A 24,309-nucleotide genomic window follows, 5' to 3' on the forward strand; every position below is an offset into this window, starting at 1 on the left:
TTCTTCTGGAGCTTTATCTATGTTATCAAATGCTACTGATTCTCCAGTTCCAAGTCTTTCATTTAAAACTTTTGTTATAGCTGCTGTTAATGTTGTTTTACCATGGTCTACGTGACCTATTGTTCCAATGTTAACATGTGGCTTATTTCTTTCAAATTTTGCTTTTGCCATTTTCATCCTCCTTATACTTTTTATTAAGTAATGAAAACTTTACTGGGTATTCACTTTTGGAGCCCATGACCGGGATTGAACCGATGACCTCTTGCTTACCATGCAAGTGCTCTACCTACTGAGCTACATGGGCATTTTGTTAATTGTTAAATACCATTTTTTCAAAAATGTTATATTAGAAATTGTTAAATATCTTTAATTTCAAGATATCTTTCTAATTTTCTTTTAACTCTCTGTAATGCATTATCAATAGATTTAACATGTCTGTCCAGCTCTACTGCAATTTCTTGGTATGATTTTCCTTGTAGGTATGAAGTCAAAACTTCCCATTCTAGACCACTTAAAATTTCCCCAATTTTGTTTTCAATATTATTTAACTCTTCCCTACTGATAATCAATTCCTCAGGATCAGTTATTTTTACTCCTGATAAAACATCCATAAGTGTCCTGTCAGATTCTTCATCATATATAGGTTTATTAAGAGATATATAAGAATTAAGTGGTATGTGCTTCTGCCTTGTCGCTGTTTTTATAGCTGTAATTATCTGTCTTGTTATACACAACTCAGCAAATGCTCTAAATGAACTAAGCTTGTCCTGCTTGAAATCTCTTATTGCTTTATATAATCCTATCATTCCTTCTTGTATAATATCCTCTTTATCAGCACCAATCAAAAAATATGACCTAGCTTTTGATTTTACAAAATTCTTATATTTCTTAATTAAATATTCTAAAGCTTCATTATCTCCATCTTTTGCGTATTCAACTATTTCTTCATCCGTCATAACGTTGAATTCTTCTCCATAGATGTCAGAAGATTTATCAAGACTAGAAATTTCATTTGTTGCAATAAGCCCCACTAACATCGCCTCCAAGTTTATTACCAAAGTTCATAAATTTATTATATAGTAGCAAACTATGTAAGTCAAGCTATTTACATATCTTGCCTTAGTTTTTGGAGCTTCTTAACTATGTCTGATTCAATTATGTCTTCAATTGTATCTCTATTATTTGTTTCTTTAAGTTTTTCTTTCTTTTTTGAAATATTATTTTTAACTCTTTTTGATTCAATTTCTAATTCTCTTGCAGAAATTCTTGTAGCTCCCCTACCTAGTATTATTTGTTGTTCAGCCCAATCAGATGTGGCCACTCTTACCTTTTTGTTACGTATTAGTTTAGATACTGATTTTTCAATATAGCTATCAGCCGTCTCATGCTCCTTTGTGTAAACAATATCAATATCTAAAAATGTCTCTTTTTTACCTGTATTACCTTTTACTAAATGAGCATCAAAAACAATTATCACTTTAATACCTGTAAAAGATTGATATTCGGCCATAATTTCTATTAGTTTATTTCTTCCTACTGCTAGATTTAATTTATTTAATTCTCTTAATTCTGACCATGCATTTATAATATTATAACCATCGACAAAAAGATATTCTTTATATACTTTCTTTTTTTTAGCCATAACCCTTATCCACGTTGCCTTCTTATCTCATAAATAAAAATTCCTGCTGCAACTGACGCATTGAGTGATGTTACTTTCCCTTTCATTGGTATCTTAACAATAAAATCACAACTTTCTTTTACTAATCTTTTCATACCTTTTCCTTCACTACCTATTACAACAGCAAGTGGACCATCTAGCTTAGTATCATAATAGTAATTTTCACCATCCATGTCTGCACCATAGACCCATATTCCTTGATCTTTTAGATAACCAATAGTATCAACAATATTGGTAACCTTAGCTACTTTAACATATTCCATAGCTCCACTTGAAGCTTTTGCAACAGTAGCTGTTAAACCTACTGATCTTCGCTTTGGTATTATTACACCATGAGCTCCTGCACATTCTACAGTTCTCATTATAGCTCCTAAATTATGTGGGTCTTCTATTTCATCTAGTATAATTATAAAGGGGTCTTCTTGTTTTTCTTTTGCATATTGCAAAATATCATCAACGCTATAATAGTTATGAGCAGCAATATATGCTATTACTCCTTGATGATTACAATTTTCCACAATAGAATCCAGTTTGCTCTTTGGAACGTATTGTACAATTATATTTTTTTCATTTGCAAGTTTTTTTATTTCATTAATAACACCATGATGTATCCCTTTTAATATCAATATTTTATCTATAGTTCTATTTGATTTTATTGCTTCTACAACTGGATTCCTACCTGCTATAAATCCTTGAGGTTTCAAATTATTTCACTCCTTTAAATATCTGTAAATGATTTATATTATTATTTTATTCTTAGAGTAACCATAAATCAAAAACTCATTTAAGAATGAGTATGCGATTTATTAAAATAATAGATTTTAGTTCTCTGATTAATATCATAGATTTTATTTATATTACTTATGATTAAGTAAAGCTTCAGCTAGATTAATATTAACAACTTTGTATTCGTTTACATTATTATTATATTAATCTAACTTACACTTACTGATATCACTATTTTGACCTATTTTATGATATTTAAAAATAATAACTATAAATTCTTGAATTTTTCTCTAACTTCTTGTATATGACCGCATGTCATATTTCCCTCAGGACATGGATCGTTTATACAGCTAGGACCACAGTATTTAAATAGAGTTGGTGCAACTGCTTTTACTTGCCTTAACATTTCGGTAGCTAACTGCCTAATTTCCCATTGAGCTCTATTACAACATCTATGATTAAAGAAATTAAATAATGTTCTAGCATTCATTGTAAATACGATTTTAGTTTCACAGGCATTAGGAAATACATACCTTGCATCTTCTATAGAAGTTTTTTCTGCCATCATCTTGGCTTTTTTTTCTGAATATCCTTTAGCTATATATTTTTTATAATTCTTTTCAAATAGCTTTTTTGTTATTTGATTATAGTATTTTTGATCTTCCTCCATAGCTTTCACAAATAATGCTTTAGCTTCTTCATCTTCTTCTATAGCTGGAGGTATTACATATTCAAATTGTTCTAATTTTACGTATCTTTGAGATTGCTGTGAATATGAAGCAATTCTATGTCTTACTAATTGATGTGTTAAAACCCTACTCACACCTTCTACTCCAAATGTAAATACAGCATGTTCTATTGGAGATTCATGACCCATGCTCATTAGCCTGTCCAAAAATTTATCAGTACTTTCTACTGTTAATCCTTCCTCAATACTATCAATTCCCACTTGAGAATAGCAAAGCTTAGCAGCTGAAGCTATAAGTTTTTCAACATCTGGTGTATGTCTAATTAATGTTACCTTTAATTCACTCTTCATTTTAATACTCCTTCCAAATATAAATATTACAAGTTTTGATACTTGTTTCAACATAATAATTCATAAAATATTTTGTTCTTTATAACAACGGAAGCAATTACGTAGTAATTGCAACACACCGTTTCAACAAGGCGCAAAATTCACACCGCCTGTTAAATCTAATCGATACTCGTCACCTATAGAGATTGGGGTTATCTTGTATCTTGTGCCTTGTTATATTTTCTTATTGTTATATTTTCTTATTATTATATCAAAAATTTGATTAATTCGCTCAATATTATCTGTTAAATATAAATAACCTATCAAAGTTTCAAAACCTGTAGCATATCTATAATCTGTAATATTAGCATTTTTAGGAGTTGTTGCTGATTTTGCATTTCTTCCTTTTTTAATTATAGAATTTTCTTCTTCTGTTAAATCATCCTTCAAGAAATGAACAATATTTGATTGTGCATTAGCTTTTACAAATTTAATTGCTTCTTTGTGTAATTCATTAACAGACATCTTCATAGTTTCTAATAAATATGTTCTGACTAAAACTTCATAAACTGCATCTCCTACATATGCTAATTGTAAAGGAGAAGCCATATTTATTTCAATATGGCTATATTTTTTCTTTCTTAGTTTTGCATTTGAATTTAATTTATTTTCTTCCATTTTACTCCCTCTGATGTGTCTTCTAATACAATTCCTTTTTCTTTTAAATCATCTCTTATTTTATCTGCTAATGCATAATCTTTATTTTTTCTTGCAGCATTTCTTTCCTCTATTAATTTTAATATCTCATCTTCAATTATATCATTTTCTTTATATAATAAACCTAATATATTGCTTAGTTCCATTAACTGGTTATATGCTTTTTGAATTAACATCTTGCTTGATTTTGCTGATAAATTAGCATTTGATAATTTAACTATTTCAAATAACACAGATATAGCATCTGCAGTATTTATATCATCATCCATACTCTTAATAAATTTTTCTTTAAAATCCTCTAAATCTTTGCTAATTTTTAATTCATTTTCATCCATTTCTCTATCTGCTGCAACATCAAGTAAATACTTTAAGTTATTTTTACCATTATACAATCTATCCAAAGCATTTCGTGATGCATTCATTATATCTCTACTAAAGTTAACTTGACTTCTATAATGGCTGGACAATAAGAAATATCTTAATACTTCTAAATCAAATTCTTTACTCACTACTCTTACTGTAAAGAAATTATCAAGTGATTTTGACATTTTTTGATCATCCACGTTTATCATAGCATTGTGCATCCAATAATTCGAGAAAGTTTTCCCAGTTAAGCTTTCAGTTTGTGCAATTTCATTTTCATGATGTGGAAATTCTAAATCTTGACCACCAGCATGTATATCTATAGTATCTCCAAGATATTTTTTAGCCATTACTGAACATTCAATATGCCAACCTGGTCTTCCTTTTCCCCAAGGGCAATCCCATGAAGGTTCACCAGGCTTTTCACTCTTCCATAGAGCAAAATCTATTGGATTTCTCTTCTCTGTATTTTCCTGTATTCTAGCTCCAACTATTAATTCTTCTAATTTTTTGTTTGATAATTTACCATAATCCTTTACTTTAGATACATCAAAATATACATTACCATTAACATTGTAAGCTACATCTTTTTCTTCTAATGCCTTTATGAATTCTATGATATCTTGTATATTTTCAGTTGCTTTAGGATGCTTTGTTTCATCTTCTTTAACATTAAGATTTCTAGCATCAGTTAAATATTCTTCTATAAATTTTTCAGCTATCTCCTTAACGGTTGTATTTTCTTCATTTGCCTTGATAATTAGTTTGTCGTCTATATCTGTAAAGTTAACTATATAATCAACTTCATAACCTTTGTGTTGTAAATATCTCCTTACTACATCAAATACTACTAATGGTCTAGCATTTCCAACATGAATATAATTATAAACTGTTGGACCACATACATACATGGTTACCTTGTTTTCGTTAATAGGTTTAAATTCTTCTTTTTTTCTAGTTAAAGTATTAAATAATTTCATTTTTCTTAATCTCCTCTCCTTCTATCATTTCTTCTAATGCTTCTATTCTATATTTTATTCCCTCCAGTTCTAGAAAAACTGGATCCGGAAGCTTTGCATGTTCTAAATCAATTGACTTATTATCAAATTCCCTATGCATTGATATAATCTTTTTATTATTCTTAACAACTACTCTTGCAGGTATTCCTACAGCTGTACAATTTGGTGGTACTTCTTTTAAAACAACTGCTCCCGCTCCTATTTTGGAGTTTTTACCAATAGTTATAGGACCTAATACTTTCGCTCCAGCACATACTACAACATTATCCTCTATTGTAGGATGCCTTTTTCCTTTATCTTTTCCTGTCCCTCCTAAAGTAACTCCTTGATAAATAGTTACGTTATCGCCTATTTCTGTAGTTTCACCTATTACTATCCCCATTCCATGATCTATGAAAAATCCACTGCCTATTTTAGCAGCTGGGTGTATTTCTACTCCTGTTAACAATTTTCCTAATTGAGATATTACTCTAGCTATAAATAACAATCTAGCTTTATACAACACATGTGCTATTCTATACCAAAAAATAGCATGAAGCCCTGAATAACAAATTATTACCTCTAGTATATTTCTTGCAGCTGGGTCTCTTTCAAATACCGCTTCTATATCTTTTTTTATTGTTAGCAAAATTTCCTCTCCTTTTCATTAATTCTGAATAAATAGGATACTAACAACATATAGCAATTCCAAAATTGTTATATAGAAATATAATAGTCAATTTACTATATACACTCATTTTATAAACTCCCTTAATTTTTTTATATAAAACCTTTTACTCATTTAATATGAATAATTGATCTATATATCAATCTTTCAAACTGTAACTCCTACTCACTTCATTCCTAGGAGTAAGTGACTCACACCAAATCATAGATTTGGGTTCCATGATTAATGTAACTCCTACTCGCTTCGCTACTTAAATAAAAACAAACACCTCTGAAATATTAATTTCAGAGGCGATATATACCGTGGTTCCACTCTAATTAGATGCAAAAATATCCGCATCTCACTTAATTACTTTAACGCAGCTAACGATTAACCCTACTAAATTTCAGGTAACGGTTCAAAGGTGCACTTCAACATATCATTGACCATAAATCTCTCTCAGCTAATAAAGATTTCTCTCTGTTAGTTTAATATGCATACTCTACCTTATCGTAACCTTTTATATTATTTTATTGTATATATTTTACTAGACTTTTAACATTATATCAACACTAAATTTAATTTAAATAATTATCTTTTACATATTCTATGCGATTTAATATATTTTGTTTCCCTAAAACGTAAATTATTTTATCCAAATCTGGTCCATGTAACTGACCACTCAACGCAGCTCTAACAGGCATAAATAACTGTTTACCTTTTATTTTTGTTTTCTTTCCTATTGTTTTCATTATTTTTTTTGAAAACTCTTCATCTATCTGATCTAATTCGTCAAGTTCTTCTTTAAAAGCATCCAATAATGTTGGTACTTGCTCACCTTTTAATACTTCTAAAGTTTCTTCGTTTTCAGGTTTAATCTCATTATCAAATAGGAATTTTGCTTTTTCATCAATTTCTCCAATATATGACAACCTATCTTTTATAGAAGCTACTAATGCTTTTATCCATTCATATTTACTTTCCACATCTTCTTCTTTTATATAACCATCTTTTATCAAATAAGGAATAGCTAATTCTGTAATTTTTTCAACATCTGCATTTCTTATATAATTAGCATTAACCCATTTTAATTTATCTCTGTCGAATACTCCACCAGTCTTAGACACTCTATCGAATGAAAATTCATTTATTAATTCTTCCACTGTAAAGAATTCTTTATTACTTTCTGGAGACCACCCAACTAGTGCTAAATAATTTACAAGTGCTTCTGGCAGATATCCTTTTTCTTTAAAATCTGAAACAGCTACATCTCCATGTCTCTTGCTAAGCTTTTTCTTTTCATTGTTAAGTACTGTTGGTAAATGAACATATTTTGGTGCTTCCCATCCAAAAGCTTCAAACATATAAACATGCTTTGGAGTAGATGTTATCCACTCTTCACCTCTAATTACATGAGTTATTTTCATTAGATAATCATCAACAACAACTGCGAAATGATATGTTGGAAATCCATCAGATTTTATTAACACCTGATCATCTACTTCATTACTATTTATTGTAATTTTTCCTCTTACTAAATCATCAAAAACTATTTCTTTATCTTCAGGCATTTTTAATCTTATAGTATAGCTTTCTCCTGCATCTAGTTTTGCCTTAACCTCTTCTTCAGAAAGATTTCTACAATGTCCGTCATAACCTTTTAAACAACCTGCTTTTTTCTGTTCTTCTCTAATACTATCTAATCTTTCTTTTGTACAAAAACAATAATATGCTAAGCCTTTTTCTAAAAGGATTTCTATATACTTTTTGTATATATCTAATCTTTCTGATTGAATATACGGACCGTATTCACCTTTTTGAACTATTTTACCATCTTCCAAAAATACTCCTTCATCATGCTCTATTCCAGCCCATAATAACGAATTAATCAAATTCTCTATAGCATCATCTACATATCTTGTTCTATCGGTATCTTCAATTCTTAAAATATATTTACCACCTTTTTGTTTTGCAAATATATAATCATACAATGCAGTTCTTAAACTTCCTATATGAACATAACCTGTTGGTGAAGGTGCAAATCTTACTCTTATATCAGACATAAATTAACCTCCGTTACAAATTTATTAAATTCTATATTTCCATATTATAGATTATACTTAGATATAAGTCAAATACAATCTAAATTATATTAGCCATCTTTTCTTTTACAATACTTAAAACTTCATCTGTCTTTATTTCTTCCTTCTGCATTGTTTCCCTTGCAACAAATTCAACTATACCTTCTCCTGCGTTTCTTCCAACAGTAACTCTAAATGGTACACCTATTAGTTCTGCATCTTTAAATTTAACTCCTGCTCTTTCTTTTCTATCATCTAGTATTACTTCAATTCCTTCATCTAAAAGCTGTTTATAAAGCTTTTCACCCACTTCTACTTGCTTTCCATCTTTAGTATTAACTATTGTTACAATAACATGATAAGGTGCTACTGATAGCGGCCATTTAATACCATTTTCATCATGATATTGTTCTATAACAGCTGCCAAAGTTCTTGATACTCCTACTCCGTGAGAACCCATATAGAACTTTCTTTCTTTACCATTTTCATCTAAGAATGTTGCATTTAATCCATCACTATATTTAGTACCTAGTTGGAATATATTGCCTACCTCATTTCCTCTATCTTTTTTCAATATACTACCACATTTAGGACATTTATCCCCTTCTCTTACAAGAATTAAATCATCTACAATTTCTCCATTGAAATCGATTCCGTAATTAACATTTTTAAAATGGTAGTCTGTTTGATTTGCACCTACTATAATATTTTTCATTTGTTTAATTCTTGAATCAACAAAAACTCTAATATCTTTTTTTAGTCCTATTGGACCTGCAAAACCTACTTCTGCTCCTGTAATTACTTTTACTGTCTCTTCATCTGCCATTTCTAATTCATGTTCATTTACATTAACAGCATGGCATAATTTAAGCTCATTAAGCTCTCTATCTCCAGGTATTAATACTGCTACTACTTCATCCTTTGCTTTATATAATAATGTTTTTACAAAACTATAAGCTTCAGTATCAAAAAATTCAACTAATTGCTCTATTGTCTTCACATTAGGTGTATGAACTTTTTCTTTTGATAATGTTTCACCATCTTTATTTTTAACCTCATAAACACAATTAGCTTTTTCAAATGTAGCAGCATAGTCACACTCATCACAATAACATATCTCACTTTCTCCCATTTCTGCTAAAGCTATGAATTCGTGTGAATCACTACCTCCCATAGCTCCTGAATCGCCTTCAACCACTTTATATTTTAATCCACATCTATCAAATATTTTTTCATAAGCTTTCCACATAATTTGATATGCTTCTTTCATTCCTTCTATATCTTTATCAAAAGTATAAGCATCTTTCATTATAAACTCTCTACATCTCATAAGTCCAAACCGAGGTCTTTTTTCATCTCTGTATTTTGTCTGAATTTGATATAAACTAAGTGGCAATTGCTTATATGATTTTACTTCATTTCTTATGAGGTCTGTAAATATTTCTTCATGTGTTGGTCCTAAACAGAATTCTCTTTCATTTCTATCATATAATCTAAACATTTCTGGACCAAAATCGTCCCATCTTCCTGTTTCTTTCCACAACTCAGCAGGTTGAATTGCAGATAGAAGCATTTCCTGTGATCCTGAAGCATCCATTTCCTCTCTTACTATGTTTTCAATTTTTCTAATTACTCTATATCCAAGTGGCAAATACGAATAAACTCCCGAAACTAGTTTTCTAATCATACCAGCTCTTAGTAACAATTTATGACTTGGTAATTCTGCCTCTGAAGGTACTTCTCTTAATGTTGGCATATACATTTTAGACATTCTCATAATAATTCCTCCTTAATAACATAATTCTATTTTTTCCTGCATTTTATTAATCATGTATCGAATACAAAAAACAAAAACATAAAAAAAACTCCAATCCCTTATAGGGACGAAGTCTTATTCGCGGTACCACCCTACTTGACAATTAATTGCAAGTCCTCTTAATTCTATAACGGCTTACCCCGTTCAAGCTTTATATTTACTAAACTTGAAAGCTCAAGGACAGGTTGGGCATTCATTGGGATAAAAACCTTACAGCCTAGGGTCTTCTCTCTTTAATCCATAAATACTTACTATTCCCTCTCACAGCTTATAATCTATATACTCTTATAATTATTAAATAAATATTACTAGAAAAAAGGGTTTTTGTCAATCTTCTTTTATTAAATTATTTTCTTTTACCATACAAATTACCTGTGCTGACATTCCTTCTTCTCTACCTTCAAAACCTAACTTTTCAGTAGTAGTAGCTTTTATATTTATTCTATCTACAGAAGTATGAATAATTTTTGCTATATTCTCTCTCATTTTGATTACATATGGAGCCAATTTAGGTTTCTGGGCAGAAACTGTACAATCAACATTTACTACGGCATAATTTTTATCTTTTAATAACGTATATACATGCTCTAAAAGATCTAGACTTGATATGTCTTTATACCGCTGGTCTGTATCAGGAAAATGTCTGCCTATGTCCCCAAGACCTACTGCTCCTAACATACTATCCATTAACGCATGTAACAAGACATCTGCATCAGAATGACCCAATAACCCCTTTGAATGATCTATTTGGACGCCTCCTAATATAAGCTTTCTTCCCTCTACAAGCTTATGCACATCATAACCCAAACCTACTCTCATATTAAAATTCATCCCTCCATCACAGTCTTTATCATCATTAATTGCTTTGATTAATTTTATATCTTGTGGAATAGTAATTTTTATATTATTATAGTCACCCATAACCATCTTTACTTTATGTCCTAATTTCTCCATAAGCATACTATCATCAGTAAATTCGATTTCATTGTTTACTGCTTTATTGTAGGCATCTAGAATAAGTTTGTATTCAAAACATTGTGGTGTTTGTGCATTCCAAATAGATTTTCTTTGCGGAGTGCTGGTAATTTCACCATTTTCATTCACTATTTTTATGGTATTTATTACAGGAACTCCAATAACGCAAGCTTTATGCTTAATTGTTTCCATAATACTCCTTTGTATTATTTCCTGGGACACATTCGGTCTTGCTCCATCATGAATTAACACAATATCACATTTTTTACTGACATTCTTCAAACCTTCATGTACTGATTTATACCTTTCTCTACCACCTACTACAAGTTTTTTTATTTTATTTAGCTTGTATTTATCTACTATATTATTTCTGCAATATTCTACATCAGTATCTTTTAATACAAGTACTATTTCATCAATAAATTCGTTGTTTTGAAATTTTTCTATTGTATGAGTGAGAACTGGTTTATTATCTATCTTTATAAATTGTTTACTAATATTACTTTTCATACGCTTACCACTGCCTGCCGCTACTATTATGGCAGAAATATATTTATCTCTATATGCCACAAAATCACCTCTTCATAATTATAAATGAATTTATATATAAATTCTATATGATAATACTGTAATTTTAAAGCTAATCTTATTGTATATTTAGCTACATAAAGAAATTTATATTAATTCGATTTTTACTATTTAATTAACTAATACAAAAAATCAGAAAGAGATGTATCATATTTTTTGACACATCTCCTCAAAATGCTTTTCCAAGTCGTCTCATTGGGCTGTTTCAAAATGAGTAAATTTCAATAACGCAGAAATTTGCCATTTTGAGACAGGCCCTTTATCTTATACTGCTTTATCTACCATATACTTTGGCTTTGCAAATATCATTCTGCCTGCTGCTGTTTGAAGTACACTAGTAACCATTACTCCTATTGTTTCGCCAATATGTTTTCTACCACTATCTACTACTATCATAGTTCCGTCATCTAAATACGCAACTCCTTGCCCAGATTCTTTTCCATCTTTTACTACCATTACGACCATCTCTTCACCAGGTAAAACAACTGGTTTAACAGCATTTGCAAGTTCATTAATATTCAACACTTCTACACCATGAAACTCTGCAACTTTATTTAAATTAAAATCATTTGTTACAACTTTACCATCAATTACTTGTGCAAGTTTTAGTAACTTACTATCAACTTCTGCTATATCATCAAAATCTTTATCATGTATGATCACTTCTATGTTGATTTCTTTTTGTATTTTATTTAATATATCAAGCCCTCTTCTTCCTCTTGTCCTCTTTAAAGAATCCGAAGAATCAGCTATGTGTCTAAGTTCTTCTAGTACAAATTCAGGTATCACTAAAGGTCCTTCTATAAATCCAGTCTCGCAAATATCTGATATTCTTCCATCAATAATTACACTGGTATCTAATACTTTTGGCTTTATTCTGTGACTTTCTACTACTGTATTTTTCGATTTATTTTGGTTTTTCTTAAAAATGTTAGATATGTTCGAAAAATCTTCTCTTTTTTTGGTTGTCACACTCATTCCTAAATAACCTAACAAAATGTATAATAAAGTAGATAATACTCCACCTACATAAGGTATACGTACACTTAAATTTAACACTGGAATACTCAATAGGTATGCTATAATAAGCCCTACTATTAAACCACTAGACCCTAATATTATATCTGATGCAGGAATTTTTTGTAGTTCTCCCTCAGCTTTATTTACAATACTATTAAATAATCTTATAATACCTGATGAAGATAAAAATAAAATTAATCCCCCTATTAACCCAGCTCCAACATAGATATATAAAAGATAATTATTATTTTGTGCAAACTTAAAGTCAAATACTTCGGTTATTAAAGCTACAATTCCAAGTCCTATTGGTATACCTAATAATGTCAATATTGCCTTAATTATTTTATTGACCATTACTTAATCACCTCCTATATTTATTTATTCCCAATGTAGTAAATCTTATAACATATCTTCCACTTTTTTTGTTTGAATGTCAACTATTTAAGATAATTGTAATATACTTTTAACATAAAATAGCGCCACAAAGACGCTACTGTATCATTTCTTCGATCATTTTTTCTGTCTCAAATTCATCAATATCTTTTGCTAAAACTATCTCACTAACCAACATTTGTTTTGCACTGTTAAGCATCTTTCTTTCACCTGTAGACAAACCCTTTTCTCTATCTCGAATTATTAAATTTCTGACAACGCTAGCTATTTCGTAAATGTCTCCACTCTTAATCTTATCCATGTTTGCTCTATATCTTCTATTCCAATTTTGAGTCATCTTAGATTGATTATCTGATAATACTGCAAATACTTGTTCTACTTCTTCATTATTAATAATTTCTCTTATACCGATATCTTCTACGCTATCTATAGGAACCATAACTTTCATATCACCCATAGGCATCTTCATGATGTAATATTTTCTTTTCTTGCCTAATACTTCTTTTTCTTCTATACCTACAATTATCCCAGCCCCATGCATGGGGTAAACTATCCTATCACCAATATTAAACATGGCATAACCTCCAATCAATGAAAACACTTATATCATAAGTATACAGCAAGGTGATTTAATTGTCAAATTAGTATTTTACCACATATTATATTTGGTGTCAATTTGTTTTTTTAATTACTTTTCAATTTACTAATAATTCAAATTCAATATTTAACATTAAATATAATTATGACCATATTTCACACTTACATATGTCTATCAAAGATAGATTGCTCTTGAAATCTTCTTAACCCATCCTTTATCATTTTAGCTCTTACTTCTCCAATACCATCTACTTCATCTAATTGAGATATCGATGATCTTATGATTTTTTGTAATGAACCAAATTCGTTTATTACATTTTGTAAAACACTATTTGGTAATCTAGGAATTTTACTTAGTATTCTATAACCCTTAGGTGATATATTTTCATCTAATGCATTTAATCCATCATGATAACCTAGAATCCTTGCAATATATGATAAATCTAACAACTCTTCAGAAGTCAATCGTCGTATCTTTTCTTTTATATTAGAAACAGTATTCATTTCTTCTGTATAACAATAATCCTTAATTACATTTTTTCTATCTTCTAAAACACCATTTGTTAGTTCTTCCATCTGCATGTTTAATAATCTTCCTTCGTTACCTAATTCAAAGATATATTTTTCTATTTCTACCACTATTCTCATAACCATTTCTGTTCTTTGTAATACTTTAACTACGTCATAAACTGTGACTAAATCTTCAAATTCTAAAGCACTAAGATTATTCATTGATTGAACCAATGCAGCTTTATATTTTTCTAATGTTTGTACTGCTTGGTTAGCTTTAATTAGTATTTTACTCACATCATTGAGAACAAATTTGAAATTACCTTTATATAACGTTATAATACTTCTTCTTTGTGAAATAGAAATCACTAATTGTCCAGTTTGTTTAGCAACTTTTTCTGCTATTCTATGTCTTATGCCTGTTTCCATAGAATTAATTTCAGGATTTGGTGTTAACTGAGCATTTGCATATAATATTCTTTTCACGTCATCACTTAAAACTATTGAACCGTCCATTTTTGCTAATTCATATAGTTGTGCTGGTGTTAATTCGCAATCAATATTAAACCCACCTTGAACAACTTCCATAACCTCTTTTCCATTTCCTATTACTATTAGTGCTCCAGTTTTTGCCTTTAATATATTTTCTAATCCTTCTCTTAGAGTTGTTCCAGGTGCTAACATTTTTATGCAATTGTAAATTTCATTATATTCATACTCTTTATAAGTCATACTTATGTTTAACCTCCAAAAACTATTTCTAATGCTTCTCTTATAGTAGATGCTCCTACTATTTTGATATTTTCTTTTCCAAGATTTAACCCCTTTATATTTGCCTGTGGAATAATAGCCTTTTTAAAACCAAGCTTATTTGCTTCAGTTAACCTTTTATCTATCATGCTAACAGCTCTTATTTCTCCAGTTAAGCCAACTTCGCCAATTACAACAGTATCTGTATTGATTGGCTTATCTTTAAAGCTTGATGTCACAGCACAAATTACTCCTAAATCTACAGCTGTTTCTTTTATTTGTATCCCACCTGTTATATTAACATAAATATCCATATTTTGCATCTGTATTCCTACTTTTTTTTCTAAAACAGCCATTAATAATACTACTCTATTATAATCTATGCCAGTAGCAACCCTTCTAGGCATACCAAAAATTGTAGGACTAACTAATGATTGCAATTCTAATAGCATTGGTCTCGTCCCTTCTACACACGGTACTACAATTGTTCCAGATGCATTATCTGGCCTTCCAGAAAGAAGAACTTCAGACGGGTTTTTAATTTCTGTCAATCCTGTATTTCTCATTTCAAAAATACCAATTTCATTTGTTGAACCAAATCTATTCTTAACTGCCCTCAGCATCCTATAGGTATTATGTCTTTCACCTTCAAAATATAAAACAGTATCAACCATATGCTCAAGCACTCTCGGTCCTGCGATAGCACCTGATTTTGTAACATGTCCCACAATAAATGTTGCAATATCGTTATTCTTTGATACCCTCATTAATTCAGCTGTAACTTCTCTTACTTGACTTACGCTACCAGGAGCAGATGTTATATCTGGACTATAAACAGTTTGAATAGAATCAATTATTATGACATTTGGTTTTAATTTATTTACTATGCTATTAACTATTGTAATATTATTTTCTGCTAAAATATATAGGTTATCTGTATTAACTTTTAATCTATCTGCCCTTATTTTAATTTGTTTATCAGATTCTTCACCAGACACATATAAAACTTTTTGATTAGATAGTGAAACATTATTAGCCATTTGTAGTAATAATGTTGATTTTCCTATACCAGGATCTCCTCCCACTAATATTAAAGAACCTTTTACAATTCCTCCTCCTAATACTCTATTAAGTTCGTTAATATTTGTTGACAATCTCTCTTCTTCATTAGTATTTACATTCATAAGTTTTTTAAGTTTTTTTTCTGAACTTTTTACACCTGTTTCATAACCTCTATTTTTTTCAACAATTTCCTCAACTAATGTGTTCCACTGATTACATGACGGACAACGTCCCATCCATTTTGGAGTTTCGTAACCACATTCTTGACATACAAATTTCTTCTTTATTTTCGCCACTAATATTCCTCTCCCAAAAGCTATTCAATGTCTAAATATTATTTTATACCTTTAGTACCAAAAATATATTTTACTAAAACATTGTCTAGCAATATAATTATATAATTCCACAAACTTTTGTAGCAATTCAAAATAAAATTTTTTAACAACCCCTAAAAGGACTAACTCAAAATAAATTTAAATTAGTCCCTTATCTGTTTTATTTAGTTGTAAATTTTAAATCCTCACCTTTATAGTCTATCACTATATTGTCACTTTTTTCAATATCACCTTTTAATATTTCTTCAGATAATTTATCTTCTATTAGTTTTCTAACAGATCTTTTTAAAGGTCTAGCACCATAGACTGGATTAAAGCCTTCTTTAGCTATATGCTTCATTGCTAACTCAGTAACCTCTATTTTTATATCTAATTTTTCTAATCTTTTTTGTAAATCAATTATCATAAGCTTAACAATCTCATTTATATGATCTTCGTTTAAAGAATGGAATACTATAACCTCATCTATTCTATTTAAGAATTCTGGTCTAAAGGTTCTTCTAAGTTCATCCATTACATTTTCTTTCATTTTTTCATATTCATTTTTTTGAGCTTCTTCTTCATTTTCACTAACAGCAAATCCTAAAGTTTTTTGTTTTTTAATTGTACTAGCACCTACATTTGAAGTCATAATTATAACTGAATTTTTAAAGTCAACGACTCTACCTTTTGAGTCAGTAAGCCTACCATCATCTAAGATTTGTAACAATATATTGAATACATCAGGGTGTGCTTTTTCTATTTCATCAAATAGTATAACACTATAAGGCTTTCTTCTAACTTTTTCAGTAAGCTGACCTGCTTCTTCATATCCTACATATCCTGGTGGAGAGCCAACTAATTTTGATACTGAATGTTTTTCCATGTATTCTGACATATCTATTCTAATCATAGCATCTTCTTCGCCAAATAAACTTTCAGCTAATGCTTTAGTTAATTCGGTTTTACCTACACCAGTTGGTCCTAAAAATATAAATGACCCTATAGGCTTTGTTGGATCTTTTAAACCAACTCTAGCTCTTCTAACTGCCTTTGATACTTCCTGAACAGCTTGCTTTTGTCCTATTACTCTTTTATGCAGAATCTCTTCAAGATTTAATAATCTCTCGGATTCTTCCTCTGTCATTTTTATAACTGGTATACCAGTCCAATTGGAAACTACATAAGCTATATCATCATATTCAACAACTAAATCTTCAGATTTTTTGTTATTCTTCCACTGTGATTTCATTAAATCAATTTGACCTTTTAAAGTTTTCTCTCTATCTCTTAATTTTGCAGCTTTTTCAAAATTTTGAATTCTAACTGATGCTTCTTTTTCTGAGAGCAATTCATTTAGCTTTTCTTCTAATTCTTTAAGCTCAGGGGGTACTGTTATTGATTGTATTTTGATTCTGGAAGCAGCTTCGTCTATTAAATCAATTGCTTTGTCTGGCAAAAACCTATCTGCTATATATCTATATGACAGTTCTGCAGCAGCTTTAATAGCCTCATCACTTATTTTTACAGTATGATGAGCTTCATATTTATCTCTTAAACCTTCTAAAATTTTTATAGTATCTTCAACAGATGGCTCTTCTACCATTATAGGTTGAAGCCTTCTCTCTAATGCTGAATCTTTTTCAATATATTTTCTATACTCATCAAGCGTTGTAGCTCCTATTGCCTGTAATTCTCCTCTAGCTAATGCTGGCTTTAGTATATTAGAAGCATCTATCGATCCTTCGCTAGCTCCTGCACCTATTATAGTATGAATTTCGTCAATAAATAGTATGACATCTCCAGAACTTTTGATTTCCTCCATTGCTTTTTTTAATCTTTCTTCAAATTCTCCTCTATATTTTGCTCCTGCAATCATTGATGCTAAATCAAGAGTTATAACTCTTTTGTTTCTCAACATTTCTGGAACAATCCCATTTACAATCTCTTGTGCTAATCCTTCAGCTATTGCTGTTTTTCCAACTCCTGGCTCGCCTATCAAACAAGGATTGTTCTTCGTTCTTCTACTTAAAACTTGAATAACTCTCTCTATCTCTTTAAATCTGCCTATAACTGGATCTAGTTTTCCATCCTTTGCGTATTCATTTAAATCTCTACCATATTTATCTAATGTTGGTGTTTTAATACTTGTCTTTGATGATTTTTTATATTCATTATTTCCGTAGGCATTACTTAACATTTGTATGACCTCTTGTCTAGCCTTGCTTAAATCTATTCCTAAAGATTTAAGTAAGGCTCCCGCAACTCCTTCACCTTCTCTGATTAGTCCCAGTAATAAATGTTCTGTCCCTACATAATTATGCCCCAAGTTCTTTGCTTCTAAGAAACTCATTTCAAATACTTTTTTTACACGTGGAGTAAAGCCTAAGAGTTCATTTGGGCCTTCTCCATAACCTATTTTTTGTTTGATTTCTTCTCTTATTTTATCTAAATCAACACCTAAATTTACCAATGCCCTAGCAGCAATTCCTTCATTCTCTCTAAGCAAACCTAACAATAAATGTTCTGTCCCTACATAGTTGTGCCGCATACTTCTTGCTTCATCTTGTGCTAAGATTATTACTTTTTGTGCTCTTTCTGTAAATCTACCAAAAAAAGCCATGAAATTTCACCTCCTATTTATTTAACACCTTCCTTAAAATATCAGCTCTTTTAATACTAATTTCATGTTGATTTGAGCTTGTATAATTATTTTTTTGTATAGTAAAAGGCTGTACTTCAATCATTAATTTGTTAATTGTAAAATAGTCCATATTACCAATTAATCCCATTGCGTGTCCCATTCTAATGTCTGATAACAACTTCATTGCTTCGTTTAAACTAATAATTCTTGCATTTTTCAACACGCCAAATGCCCTAAAAACTTTGTCTTCTACTGCTATTTTTCCTTTGCTTAAAATCATTTCTCTAGATATTCTTTCCTTTGATAATATTTGCAATACAATATTTTTAAGCTTTTGAATAATTTCTTCTTCTGTTTCTCCTAAAGTTATTTGATTTGAAATTTGAAATATATTGCCTGATATATCTGTACCTTCTCCATATAAACCTCTTATTGTAATTCCTATTTGAGAAACTGCTTGCAAAATTTTGTTTATCTGCCTTGTCAAAACCAAGCATGGTAAATGAACCATTGCAGAAACCCTTAAGCCGGTTCCCACATTAGTAGGACAAGCAGTTAAATAACCTAATCTTTCATCAAATGCGTAATTTATATTTTTTTCAATAGCATCATCCATTGAACTGCATATTTGCCAAGCTCTTTCAAAATTAAATCCAGGCAATAATACTTGTATTCTTATATGATCTTCTTCATTAACCATTACTACTTGTTTTTCATCATTATCTATTATAAATGCACTTTTGTCACTATTTTTGACTAACCCTTTACTAATTAAATGTTCTTCCACATATGAATTTTTTTGTATTATATTCATATCCTTTAGCTGATGAAAATTACACTCATTAAAAACTCTTTTTTCATTATCCACTGATTTTTTAACTTTTTCTATGATTTCACTTGAAGTATTATCATCTAACATATGAGGAAATTTATATTCCTTTATATTTCTAGCGAGTCTTATTCTGCTACTTATAACAATATCTTTATCGCTTCCTTCTCCTTCAAGCCACTTACTCATAAAATCACCACCCTATTCCCAGATTATTCATAGAAAATTAAATACTCTACTGTATCCTTCTGTTTAGAAAAAATCCATTAAATTCTCGACGTACCAACTCGGTATGCCTTCGAATTCACTGAAATCTTCTAATTCAGAAACTTACAGCAGATTATTCAACGTTATATGAATAATCAGGTCTATTTACATCCTTCAAGCTTTTGATTAAGTTCTTTTATTTTATCTCTTAGAATAACTGCCTGTTCAAATTCTTCTTTACTCACTACTATATCTAATTCTTTTTTCAATTTGTCAATTTCTTTAGCAATCTTAATTTTCCCACTAGATTTGCGAGGTAATTTCCCAATATGCTCTTCATGTCCATGAAGTCTCTTATATAAAGACTTTATTTTGAATTTAAATGTTTCATAACACTTGGGACAACCAAACCTACCTATTTTCCTAAATTGATCGTACGTCATACCACATCTTGGACATTGAATAATATCAGTATATTTCTTTTTTATAGACTCTTCACCATTATTATCTACTAATCCTGTGAAAAATTGATTAAATAATAGCGGTGAATCATTAAAATGATCTTCTAAATATTTATTGTTCTTAGCACAATCTTCACATAAATGTAGTTCTGTTTTTTCTCCGTTAATAATCTTGGTTAAATGTATTGTAGCTGTCTTTTTTCCACATTCACTACACAGCATATTACTACCTCCTATTCTCTTAATAATGATAATAACATTTCCTTTAATATGCTTGCTCTTAAGTAGTTTCTATACTCAGGCATAATATTTAAAGCTCTGTCACACAAAATTGCTTTCATCAAGTTACATTCTCTATGTGTTATTACTGATTGATCTATTAAATTATCAATAATTCTGTAAGCATTGTCTTTAGTAATTGAGTTTCCTATTTTATTTAATATTACATCTTGAATATTTTTATTATTATTAATATTAACCTTCACAATCTTTATATACCCACCACCACCTCTTCGGCTTTCAATATAATAACCTCTATCATTAGTAAATCGTGTAGATAGTACATAATTGATTTGCGACGAGGCACAGTTAAATCTCTGTGCTAAATGATTTCTTTGTATTTCAACAGAATTTTTATTTGTTTCTGAAAGTAAAGCTTTAATGAAAGTCTCGATAGTATCACTAATTTTTGTCATTAAATCACCTCTTTCGACTTTGACTTTCTTTGACCTTTATAATATTTTATATCCAATTTCAATAAATTTCAAACATTTTTAATATATTCTTTAATTATATTATTACACCATTTTAAACTTAGGATTATCTAAAAACTAAAAGATTTTAGACAATCCTTTTGATAGTACTATTATTAATCATTAAACTCATATACTAATATTTCTTCTTCATCTTCGATTCGTCCTGTCCTTTTAAACCCTATGCTTTCATATACATGTAGTCCTCTTTTATTTTCTGGTTCTGTACTCGTATGAAATTTCTTACAATTATATTTATCTTTAACAAGTTTTATTAATTTCTTTACTGCTTCTTTGCCATATCCTTTATTTTGATGTTCCTTTGCTATGTATAATCTAACCATCCAATACTCATCTTTATCTTCATGATCAATGGCATATAGGGTAAATCCCACTAATGTATCATCATTATAAATACAGAATGGATACCAATCTTCATATACATAAGCTTGAGCAAGAGACACCACATTGCTCGCTACATAATCTAATTCAGGCATCTCTATACATGCCCAATAATTACTCTCATTTACCGGTTCTAATTTAATATTCATATATACTCCCCTTTATTTGTAATTAATAGACCAAAATAACCCAATTCATTCACATTAAAAATTTATAAAAAGCCGTCAAATTTTTGACGGCTTATACTATACTATTCTTTTTCTGCTTTTGCTTCCTCTATTATTTTTTCACTAAGATTAGCAGGAATTTCATCATATCTTTCAAATTCCATTGTAAAGCTTCCTCTTGCTTGAGTCATGGACTTAAGATCTATTGTATATTTAAACATTTCTGACATTGGAGCTTCTGCTGCTACTAATTGACTCCCGTCTTGTAACTGCTCCATACCAAGTATTTTCCCTCTTCTCTTATTCATATCTCCCATTATATCGCCCATATATTCTTCTGGAATATTGATAGCTACTTTCATAATTGGCTCTAACAGAATAGGCTTAGCCTTTTCGACACCTTTTTTAAATGCTATTGATGCCGCCATTCTAAACGCCATTTCATTTGAATCAACTGGATGATATGAGCCATCATATAATGTAGCTTTTATATTAACAACAGGATAACCTGCAAGTACTCCTTTTTTGACACAATCTCTTAATCCCTTTTCAACTGCTGGTATATAGTTTCTTGGTACAGAACCACCAAATATCTTTTCTTCAAATTCAAATACTTCATTTGAAGGCGCAAATTTAATATATACATCACCATATTGTCCTGCACCACCAGATTGTTTCTTGTGTTTACCTTGTACATCAGATGTACCTTTTATTGTTTCTCTATATGCAATCTTTGGATCTTGTAATTCAATATTTACTCCAAATATATCTTTAAGCTTTGATTTAATAACTTCTATTTGTTTATATCCCTGACCTCCAACTAATAACTCTTTTGTTTCCTTGTCTCTATTAACAGAAAATGTTACATCCTCATCTTTTAGTCTTTGTAAAGCTGGACCCATTTTATCTTCGTCTACTTTACTAACAGGATAAGCAGCCATAAATAAAGTTGGTTGAGGAAACTCTATATTATCAAATTTAATAGGTGCATCTTTAGAGCATAATGTATCTCCAGTATTTGTATTATTAAGCTTAGCTACTGCCCCGATATCTCCCGCAGTCATCTTTGTCATTTCAATTTGCTCTTTACCTCTTAAAACAAATATAGTACCCATCTTTTCTTTCTCATCTTTATTAGTATTTAAAACCTCATCGTCTTTCTTTACCTCTCCTGAAACAACTTTAAATAATGAAATTTGTCCAACATAAGGGTCAGCTATAGTTTTAAAAACCATTGCTGAAAAAGGTTCATTAGTATCTATTTTTCTTTCTACTTCTTCTTCTGTATTCGGATTAACACCTACACATTTTTTTTCATCTGCTGGTGAAGGCATATATTCATAAATTAGATTCAATAGTTCATTCATACCTATTTCTTTTGAACATGAACCACATAATATAGGAATTAATTTACCTTGTAATACACCTTCTCTTAATCCTTTATGAATTTCTTCTATGGTAAATTCTTCTCCTTCAAAATACTTCTCTAAAAGTTCATCATTACTCTCTGCCACAGCTTCTACTAACATCTCTCTAAATGGATTTACTTGATCCATCATATCAGCTGGAACTTCTGACTGCACAGCTTTTTTTCCTTCAAAGATTTTAGCTTTCATATCTGCTATATTTACCAATCCTTTGAAATTGTCCGCTGAACCTATTGGCATTTGGAAAGGTACTATTGATTTGCCAAATTTCTCTCTTAATTCATTGATAATCTTGTCTATGTTTACGTTTTCCTTATCCATTTTATTAACAAAGATTATAGTTGGTAAGTTTCTTTCTCTAGTGTACTTCCATGATTTTTCAGTTCCGACTTCTATACCTGCTGAAGCATCTACTACAATAACTGCTCCTCTAACTACTTTTAATGCACTATACACTTCCCCAATAAAATCAAAATATCCTGGAGTATCCAAAACATTAAATTTATGCTCTTGCCATTCTATTGGTATTAAGGATGTGCTAATTGAAACCTGTCTATCTTTTTCTTGTTTTGTATAGTCAGAAATTGTAGTTCCCTCTTCAACTTTTCCCATTCTCTTTATACTACCTATTGAAAATAACAATGCCTCTGTTAATGTTGTTTTTCCGCTTCCTCCATGTCCTAATAAAGCAACATTTCTTATTTTGTCAGCACCATAATTTTTCATAAATAATTCCCCCTCGATATGCATTATATTTGGTACATCCTTTTTTTATGTTTTACCGCTTTATAATAAAGTGTTGATTTTTTGATGGAATAATAATATTATTCTATAATAATAGTAAAATTCCTTTTTTTATTGAACTCTTTTTATACTTTTTTGTTGATAATTTCATCAATTTATAACTAACACAATAAAAATGAAATGTAAAAAATTTTTTACTGCGAATATTGTTGCAAATATTTTATAGTTTATTGACTACAATATTTTATACTATAGATTGTTATAATATGCATGTTTTCCATATATTAAATTTAAATTCCTTTGTTTATCTCTCATTACCTTGTTAATTTTTGCTATTATTATTTAAAAACTATGTTACAATAATAATAGATTATAAATCAGCTATGTTTTTAATATGTTT

The 24,309-nt window shown here is 29.9% G+C and carries 21 protein-coding genes, 1 tRNA gene, 1 pseudogene and 2 other annotated features; all 23 genes and pseudogenes read right to left on the minus strand.

The features are described from left to right. Nucleotides 1-171, minus strand: a 171-nt coding sequence (locus AYC61_RS20550) for a GTP-binding protein (RefSeq protein WP_242866728.1), incomplete at its 3' end; no start/stop codon positions are given. A gap of 57 nt (nt 172-228) precedes the next feature. Further along, a tRNA-Thr gene (locus tag AYC61_RS02490) sits at nt 229-304 on the minus strand. A gap of 52 nt (nt 305-356) precedes the next feature. Next, a complete protein-coding gene (sigH, locus tag AYC61_RS02495; protein ID WP_420806801.1) occupies nt 357-980 on the minus strand; it encodes an RNA polymerase sporulation sigma factor SigH in 624 nt (207 codons plus the stop codon). 125 nt (nt 981-1,105) lie between these two features. After that, nucleotides 1,106-1,642 carry an NYN domain-containing protein gene (locus AYC61_RS02500; protein WP_066496430.1) on the minus strand — a complete coding sequence of 179 codons (537 nt, stop codon included), beginning with the start codon at nt 1,640-1,642 and terminating at the stop codon, nt 1,106-1,108. Nucleotides 1,643-1,647: 5 nt separating this feature from the next. After that, nucleotides 1,648-2,385, minus strand: coding sequence for a 23S rRNA (guanosine(2251)-2'-O)-methyltransferase RlmB (gene rlmB, locus AYC61_RS02505; protein WP_066496439.1), 738 nt, complete (start codon nt 2,383-2,385; stop codon nt 1,648-1,650). A 290-nt stretch (nt 2,386-2,675) separates the two neighbouring features. Continuing rightward, the gene (gene thyX / locus AYC61_RS02510; protein ID WP_066496442.1) at nt 2,676-3,446 is read right to left on the minus strand and encodes an FAD-dependent thymidylate synthase; all 771 of its coding nucleotides are present in this window, start codon (nt 3,444-3,446) and stop codon (nt 2,676-2,678) included. A gap of 213 nt (nt 3,447-3,659) precedes the next feature. Next, nucleotides 3,660-4,103, minus strand: a complete 444-nt coding sequence (locus tag AYC61_RS02515; RefSeq protein ID WP_066496444.1) for a Mini-ribonuclease 3 — start codon at nt 4,101-4,103, stop codon at nt 3,660-3,662. Next, on the minus strand, nt 4,085-5,485 hold the full coding sequence (gene cysS / locus AYC61_RS02520) for a cysteine--tRNA ligase (RefSeq protein ID WP_066496445.1): 1,401 nt from the start codon (nt 5,483-5,485) through the stop codon (nt 4,085-4,087). The genes AYC61_RS02515 and cysS overlap by 19 nt, the downstream gene beginning before the upstream one ends. Next, nucleotides 5,472-6,155, minus strand: coding sequence for a serine O-acetyltransferase EpsC (gene epsC, locus AYC61_RS02525; RefSeq protein ID WP_066496446.1), 684 nt, complete (start codon nt 6,153-6,155; stop codon nt 5,472-5,474). The genes cysS and epsC overlap by 14 nt, the downstream gene beginning before the upstream one ends. A 319-nt stretch (nt 6,156-6,474) precedes the next feature. Further along, nucleotides 6,475-6,693 (minus strand) — a binding site (T-box leader). Nucleotides 6,694-6,748: 55 nt separating this feature from the next. Further along, nucleotides 6,749-8,233, minus strand: a complete 1,485-nt coding sequence (gene gltX, locus AYC61_RS02530) for a glutamate--tRNA ligase (protein WP_066496447.1) — start codon at nt 8,231-8,233, stop codon at nt 6,749-6,751. 79 nt (nt 8,234-8,312) lie between these two features. After that, nucleotides 8,313-10,028 (minus strand): proline--tRNA ligase, encoded by a 1,716-nt coding sequence (locus AYC61_RS02535; RefSeq protein WP_066496448.1) that lies wholly within the window; start codon nt 10,026-10,028, stop codon nt 8,313-8,315. Between the two features lie 99 nt (nt 10,029-10,127). Beyond that, nucleotides 10,128-10,341: a binding site (T-box leader), on the minus strand. Nucleotides 10,342-10,394: 53 nt separating this feature from the next. Beyond that, nucleotides 10,395-10,886: a 2-C-methyl-D-erythritol 2,4-cyclodiphosphate synthase gene (gene ispF / locus AYC61_RS22325; RefSeq protein ID WP_202906785.1), complete on the minus strand. Its 492-nt coding sequence runs from the start codon at nt 10,884-10,886 to the stop codon at nt 10,395-10,397. A gap of 51 nt (nt 10,887-10,937) precedes the next feature. Next, nucleotides 10,938-11,612, minus strand: a pseudogene (ispD, locus tag AYC61_RS22330) (2-C-methyl-D-erythritol 4-phosphate cytidylyltransferase); the annotation flags it as partial. Between the two features lie 282 nt (nt 11,613-11,894). Then, nucleotides 11,895-13,004: a PIN/TRAM domain-containing protein gene (locus tag AYC61_RS02545; RefSeq protein ID WP_066496453.1), complete on the minus strand. Its 1,110-nt coding sequence runs from the start codon at nt 13,002-13,004 to the stop codon at nt 11,895-11,897. A 136-nt stretch (nt 13,005-13,140) separates the two neighbouring features. Continuing rightward, on the minus strand, nt 13,141-13,617 hold the full coding sequence (locus AYC61_RS02550; RefSeq protein ID WP_066496455.1) for a CarD family transcriptional regulator: 477 nt from the start codon (nt 13,615-13,617) through the stop codon (nt 13,141-13,143). A gap of 185 nt (nt 13,618-13,802) precedes the next feature. Next, nucleotides 13,803-14,882: a DNA integrity scanning diadenylate cyclase DisA gene (gene disA / locus AYC61_RS02555; protein ID WP_066496456.1), complete on the minus strand. Its 1,080-nt coding sequence runs from the start codon at nt 14,880-14,882 to the stop codon at nt 13,803-13,805. 8 nt (nt 14,883-14,890) lie between these two features. After that, nucleotides 14,891-16,258, minus strand: a complete 1,368-nt coding sequence (radA, locus tag AYC61_RS02560; RefSeq protein ID WP_066496467.1) for a DNA repair protein RadA — start codon at nt 16,256-16,258, stop codon at nt 14,891-14,893. A 199-nt stretch (nt 16,259-16,457) separates the two neighbouring features. Then, nucleotides 16,458-18,899 carry an ATP-dependent Clp protease ATP-binding subunit gene (locus AYC61_RS02565; protein WP_066496480.1) on the minus strand — a complete coding sequence of 814 codons (2,442 nt, stop codon included), beginning with the start codon at nt 18,897-18,899 and terminating at the stop codon, nt 16,458-16,460. A 13-nt stretch (nt 18,900-18,912) separates the two neighbouring features. Further along, nucleotides 18,913-19,938, minus strand: coding sequence for a protein arginine kinase (locus tag AYC61_RS02570; RefSeq protein ID WP_066496483.1), 1,026 nt, complete (start codon nt 19,936-19,938; stop codon nt 18,913-18,915). Between the two features lie 179 nt (nt 19,939-20,117). Beyond that, nucleotides 20,118-20,639 (minus strand): UvrB/UvrC motif-containing protein, encoded by a 522-nt coding sequence (locus tag AYC61_RS02575; protein ID WP_066496486.1) that lies wholly within the window; start codon nt 20,637-20,639, stop codon nt 20,118-20,120. 11 nt (nt 20,640-20,650) lie between these two features. Further along, nucleotides 20,651-21,112: a CtsR family transcriptional regulator gene (locus tag AYC61_RS02580; protein WP_066496489.1), complete on the minus strand. Its 462-nt coding sequence runs from the start codon at nt 21,110-21,112 to the stop codon at nt 20,651-20,653. Nucleotides 21,113-21,285: 173 nt separating this feature from the next. Further along, nucleotides 21,286-21,720, minus strand: a complete 435-nt coding sequence (locus AYC61_RS02585) for a GNAT family N-acetyltransferase (RefSeq protein ID WP_066496502.1) — start codon at nt 21,718-21,720, stop codon at nt 21,286-21,288. 101 nt (nt 21,721-21,821) lie between these two features. Then, complete coding sequence (gene fusA, locus AYC61_RS02590) at nt 21,822-23,891, minus strand: elongation factor G (RefSeq protein WP_066496505.1); 2,070 nt, start codon at nt 23,889-23,891, stop codon at nt 21,822-21,824. Nucleotides 23,892-24,309: the final 418 nt, after the last annotated feature.

The sequence above is a fragment of the Abyssisolibacter fermentans genome (genome assembly GCF_001559865.1).
Taxonomy (GTDB): Bacteria; Bacillota; Clostridia; order Tissierellales; family MCWD3; genus Abyssisolibacter; species Abyssisolibacter fermentans.